The organism is Pseudarthrobacter sp. CC12, assembly GCF_039907755.1.
Taxonomy (GTDB): Bacteria; Actinomycetota; Actinomycetes; order Actinomycetales; family Micrococcaceae; genus Arthrobacter; species Arthrobacter niigatensis.
Genome location: NZ_JARDJH010000074.1, coordinates 1 through 2,640 on the forward strand (window position 1 = coordinate 1; position 2,640 = coordinate 2,640).

At 65.5% G+C, this 2,640-nt stretch carries 2 protein-coding genes; both read left to right on the forward strand.

Going from position 1 to position 2,640, the window contains the following annotated elements; translation table 11 throughout:
- Positions 1-143: 143 nt before the first annotated feature.
- On the forward strand, positions 144-1,757 hold the full coding sequence (istA, locus tag PV772_RS22825; RefSeq protein WP_236821493.1) for an IS21 family transposase: 1,614 nt from the start codon (positions 144-146) through the stop codon (positions 1,755-1,757).
- Positions 1,757-2,524 carry an ATP-binding protein gene (locus PV772_RS22830; RefSeq protein WP_236821492.1) on the forward strand — a complete coding sequence of 256 codons (768 nt, stop codon included), beginning with the start codon at positions 1,757-1,759 and terminating at the stop codon, positions 2,522-2,524. The genes istA and PV772_RS22830 overlap by 1 nt, the downstream gene beginning before the upstream one ends.
- The last annotated feature ends 116 nt before the right edge of the window (positions 2,525-2,640 follow it).

A 2,640-nucleotide genomic window follows, 5' to 3' on the forward strand; every position in this document is an offset into this window, starting at 1 on the left:
TGGCAGATAGCGTGAGTTGGTACTCGTGTTCCGGGTTGTTGGTATTGCTGTTCCGGTGAGTTGGTACTGTCGTGGTTTGTGGGTGCTGCGCTGTGGGTGAGGCGGTGCACTGGGCGCCGCCTTTTCCTATGTGAGGAGGCAGCATGGCCGATTTCAAGGCCATTATGACCTTGGCTGTTGCTGGTCGGAGCTATGACGAGATCGTCGCGGTGGCGGGGTGTTCCCGCCGTGACGTGGCCGCGGCGAAGAAGACGATTGCGGCTTACGGTTTTACCGCAGGGCAGATCGGGGCGATGTCCCCGCAGGAGATCGCCCGGTTGTTTCCGGATGGTCGTAAGAGGGTCACGGAGTTATACGAACGCCCGGATTTTGATCGGGTGCTGGCTTCGATGCGGGAGAACCGGCACTTCACTCTCCAGCAGGCCTGGAGCAGGTACTTGGTCTCGAGTGCCGCGAACGGCGGGAAGAAGTACGGGTATTCGCAGTTTTGCGCCCTGTTCGCCGAGCATGCCCGCGTGACCGATGTCGTGGCGACGCTGCACCACGAGCCGGGCCGGGCGATGCTGGTGGACTGGGCCGGGGACACCCTGGGGGTTGTGGATGCGGTCACCGGGGAGGTGACCGGGGTCTATCTGTTCGTGGCTGTGCTGCCGTATTCCGGGGCGGTGTTCTGCCATGGGTATACGGACATGACATCGGCGTCCTGGATTGCCGCCCATGTGGCGGCTTTCTCGTTCTATGGCGGGGTCCCGCAGCTGGTGGTCCCGGACAATCCGGCGACCTCGACTCACCGGCCGAAGCGGGGCGAGTCGGCCCGGGTGCTCAACGCCCGGTATCAGCAGCTGGCCGAGCATTATTCGACGGGGATCGTGCCGGCCAGGGCGAAACGGCCCCGCGATAAGGCTGCGGCCGAGTCGGCGGTGAACGTGGTGAACAAGCGGGTGATCGGCTATCTGGCCGAGGAGGTCTTCACCACGGTGCAGGCCCTGAACGAGGCGATCGGGGCCCGGCTGGTGGAGATCAACGAGCGGATTCCCCGGGCCGATGGCAGCACCCGGTGGGAACGGTTCACCGCCGATGAGTCCGGCCTGCTCCAGGCGCTGCCGGCCGACGGGTTCGACTCGGTGGAATGGAAGCAGCTCAAGGTCGGACGGAATTACCACGTCAGCTGCGATTCCCAGCATTACTCGGTGCCCTACACCTACGCCGGGCAGCTGCTGCGGGTCCGGGTCACCTCCACGACAGTGACCGTCTTCGACGGGGACCAGGTCATCTGCGAGCATGTCCGGCGGCTGGGCCGGAAGGGCCAGTATTCGACCGATGTCGCGCATGCCCCTACCCGGCACCGGGGTATCGACGGGCTGTGGTCCAAGCGGTGGTTCACGGACCGCGCCCGGGGCTTCGGGCCAGCCACCGAGGCGGTCATCGCCGGGATCATCGACCGGCACACCGTGGAGGCCCAAGGGTACCTGGACTGCCAGAACATCCTGGAGTCCCTGGGCAAGCGGAACAAGGCCCGCCTGGAGGCCGCCTGCCAGGTCCTGCTCGACACCGGTCAGGGCCCAGGAACTTACAGCACGATCAAACGGATCATGGCCACCATCGACTCCGACACTAAAAAACCCAAAACAATCACACCGGCGGCGGCCACCCGCAAACCCGCCGGCGGTGCCGACCCCGGCGCAGGCATCCAGGCGGCGGTGCACGTGCGCTCGGCCGAGCACTACCGGCGCGACGGACAGGGAGGCCAGGGCTGATGTTCACCAGCGAGGACCACGAGAAATTCCGGACCCTGCGCATCGCGCACCTGGCCTTGCGGTTCGAGGAACTAATCACCGACGAGGCCAATGACGAGCTCACTCCCGAGCAGATCTTCCTCACCGCAGTGGACGACGCCCTCCACCAGCGCCGGGCCCACAGGATCGACAAGCTCATCCGGGCCGCCAGGTTCCCGATCCCGCAAGCATCGGTCGCCGAGATCAACTACCAGGAAGGACGCGGGATCACCCCGGTGCGGATGAAGCGCTACGCCGCCCACCAATGGCGCCAGGACCCCACGAACCTCCTGGTCATCTCACCAACCGGTGGAGGCAAGACCTACCTGGCCTGCGCGATCGGGATCGCCGCCTGCCAAAGCGGACACACCGTCGCCTACACCCGGATGGACGACCTCGCCCGCCGGCTGGTCATCGCCCGCGGTGACGGCATCGGCCACCAAAAGCTGCTCAACGAGCTCTCGGACGTGGACCTGCTGGTCATCGATGACTTCCTTACCGTGGGCATCGACCCCGAAGCGGCCAACGACCTCTTCGCGGTCCTGGCCAACCGGGAACACCGCCTGCCCACGCTCATCGCTTCCCAATCCGGCCCGGCCTACTGGGTCGAGGCCCTGCCGGACCGGGTGGCCGCGGACTCGATCGTGAACCGGCTGGCAAACAATGCACGCCAACTCAACCTCGGCGACGTGGACATGCGACGACTCCGCGACGATACGGCCCGAGCGCAACCGGGCCACTGGGAATAGACCCCAACCAGGACATGGTGCCGGCCCCGAGCGGACAAGCGAAGGGCCGGTACCAATTTCCCGGAACCCCAGTACCAACTACCCAGACCAGCAGTTCCAACAAAAGCTATCTGCCA

What these genes read in the sequence shown, in the direction of transcription:
- istA (WP_236821493.1), top strand. Translation starts at nt 144, where the DNA reads ATGGCCGATTTCAAGGCCATTATGACCTTGGCTGTTGCTGGTCGGAGC.
- PV772_RS22830 (WP_236821492.1), top strand. Translation starts at nt 1,757, where the DNA reads ATGTTCACCAGCGAGGACCACGAGAAATTCCGGACCCTGCGCATCGCG.